At 68.5% G+C, this 2,709-nt stretch carries 3 protein-coding genes; all 3 read right to left on the reverse strand.

Going from position 1 to position 2,709, the window contains the following annotated elements:
* A partial coding sequence (locus JNN06_RS12975) for an aldehyde dehydrogenase (NADP(+)) (protein ID WP_291240014.1) occupies positions 1 to 1,398 on the reverse strand: 1,398 nt, incomplete at its 3' end.
* Between the two features lie 4 nt (positions 1,399 to 1,402).
* Entirely contained in the window at positions 1,403 to 2,197 is a 795-nt protein-coding gene (locus JNN06_RS12980; RefSeq protein ID WP_291240015.1) for an NAD(P)-dependent oxidoreductase, read from the reverse strand.
* A partial coding sequence (locus JNN06_RS12985) for a PfkB family carbohydrate kinase (protein ID WP_291240016.1) occupies positions 2,194 to 2,709 on the reverse strand: 516 nt, incomplete at its 5' end. The genes JNN06_RS12985 and JNN06_RS12980, both read right to left, overlap by 4 nt.

A 2,709-nucleotide genomic window follows, 5' to 3' on the forward strand; every position in this document is an offset into this window, starting at 1 on the left:
CGGATAGGGGCCGCCATGCACCATGGCATCGCAGACCTCCACGCCGGTGGGAAAGCCATTGGCCAGAACCCGGCCTGCCATACGCTCCAGAATGGGCAGCAACTGGCGCGCCTGCGGCAGGTCATCGCGGGCAAGGTGCAGGGTCGCGGTCAATTGCCCGGCAAAGCTGCGGGCGATCTGCGCCATCTCCTCGGCCGAGGTGACGGTGACAATCAGGCCAAGCGGGCCGAACACCTCCTCTGACAGATGCAGGTCGCTCAGCCAATCCTCGCCCTTCACCCGGAAAAGCTGCGGCATGGCGTGCCGGGGCGCGCAGGGCTGCGCGAGCAGCGACGCGACCCCCTGCCCCGCCGCCATACGGTCGCGGCCCGTGGCAAAGGCGGTCGCCATGCCTTCGGTCAGCATGGGCTGCGAAGGCACGGATTTCAGGGCGGCCACGCTGGCCTCGGCAAAGGCCGCAGCCTGATCTTCCCGCACCACGGCAATGCCGGGATTGGTGCAGAACTGCCCCGCCCCCATCGTCAGACTGGCCGCCCAGCCTGCGGCAATCTCTGCCCCGCGCGCGGCCATCGCGCCCGGCAGGAGGAACATGGGATTGACCGAGCCCAGCTCGCCAAAGAAGGGGATCGGCTCGGGGCGCGCGGCGCAAAGATCGAACAGCGCCCGCCCCCCGGCCAGCGACCCGGTAAAGCCCACGGCCTTGATGAGGGGATGCGTGACCAGCGCAGTGCCGACATCGCGCCGCCCGCCCTGGATGAGCGAGAACACCCCCGGATGCAGGCCGCAAGCCGTGACCGCCGCATGAACGGCCTCGGCCACGATCTCTGCCGTGCCGGGATGGGCGGAATGGCCCTTCACCACCACAGGGCAGCCCGCCGCCAGCGCCGAGGCCGTGTCCCCGCCTGCGGTGGAGAAGGCCAGCGGGAAGTTCGAGGCACCGAACACCGCTACCGGGCCGATGGGCCGTTGGATCAGGCGGATTTCGGGCCGGGGCGCGGGTTGGCGGTCGGGCAAGGCCGGATCAAGGCGGCGGTCCAGATAGTCGCCCTTGCGGATATGCGCCGCGAACAGGCGCAGCTGGCCGGTGGTGCGGCCCCGCTCGCCTTGCAGCCGCGCTACAGGCAGGCCGGTTTCCTGTGTGCCGATCTCGGTGATGGCCTCGGTGCGGGCCTCGATCTCCTCGGCGATGCGGTCCAGAAATGCGGCGCGGGCCTCGCGCGGGGTGGCGCTGAACGACCAGAAGGCCTCCTCTGCCGCCGTGCAGGCTTGGGCCACCAGATCGACCGTCCCGATGGCAAAGCGATGCGCCGGGCCATGCGCGGGCTCCGAGGTGAAATGCGCCTCGCCCGAAACCCAGGTTCCCGCGATCAGATGATGGCCATGCGGCGTGAAGGGCATATGATTAATCCTTGTAGATGGGGAATTGGGTGAACAGCCCGCCCTGAAACCGGGCCAGCGGATCATCGGGCGCAGGCGGCGGTTGCTGGCGGGCAATTTCGGCGGCGTAATCTTCGGCATTGTCCTGCGGCTGCCAGCCCAGCCAGTCGAGATGGCTGTTATCCCACCAGCCCCGGCTGTTGTTCGACGCGCCCCAGATCACCGGGCAGCCGAGCTTGGGCACGCGGAACACCGCCTCGATCAGGCGCAGAAAATCATCATGCGAAAACCAGCTGCCCAGCATGCGGTGGTTTTCCGGCCGTTCCGTGCAAGAGCCGATGCGCAGCAGAGCCGTTTCCTGCCCGAACTTGTCGAAATACATCCGCGCCAGCGCCTCGCCAAACACCTTGGAGACGCCATAAAGCCCATCGGGGCGATAGGGGCAGTCTGGCCGCAGACGGTCGCTTTGCTGCCAGAACCCCACCGTGTGATTGGAGCTGGCAAACAGGATGCGCGGCTGGCCCTGCGCGCGCGCCGCCTCGTAAAGGTTGTAAAGCCCGAGGATATTGGCCTGCATGATGGGCGCGAAGGGCCGCTCCACCGAGATGCCGCCCAGATGCAGGATACCGTCGCAGCCCGCCACCATCGCCTCCACCGCCGCCGCATCGGCAAGGTCGCATTGGACGATTTCCTCCCACGGGCGCGGCGCTGCAATGGGGGCAATATCGGCCAGCCGGAGGATCGGAGCGATATGGGTCAGCCGGTCGCGCAGCATGTGGCCAAGGCCCCCGGCGGCCCCAGTGATCAATAGGCGTTTCATGGGGTTGCACCCACCAGCGCAGCGGCCTCGCGCAGATAGTCGGCCAGCGCCGCCTCGGGCAGCAAGGCGCCCGGATGGGCGACCACACGCGCGGCCAAAGCCTGCCCGGCCTGAAGCGCGCGCTCTGCTGTATGCCCCGCCAACCGGGTCGCCAGATAGGCCGCGTTGAAACTGTCACCGGCGCCGGTAGTATCCACGGGCGCAACCGGGGTCGCTGCGGGGTGGTGGCGGCACTGCCCCTCGGCCCAAAGCGTCACCGGACCGGGGCCATTTTTCACCACCACCTCCGCCACACCCAACCCGGCATAGCGCGCGGCGGTCGCCTCGGGCGTGGCATCGCCAAAGGCGGCGGCCTCGTCGTCAAAGCTGGGCAGGCAGAGGCAGGACAGCGCCGCCGCCTCGGTCAGCACATCGCGCATCATTGCGGCATCTTCCCAAAGATGCGGGCGAATGTTCGGGTCCAGGATGACGCGCCGGCCTTGCAGGGCAGCCAGCAGATTGCGGCGGCCCGG

Source organism: Gemmobacter sp., assembly GCF_016792925.1.
Lineage (GTDB): Bacteria > Pseudomonadota > Alphaproteobacteria > Rhodobacterales > Rhodobacteraceae > Gemmobacter.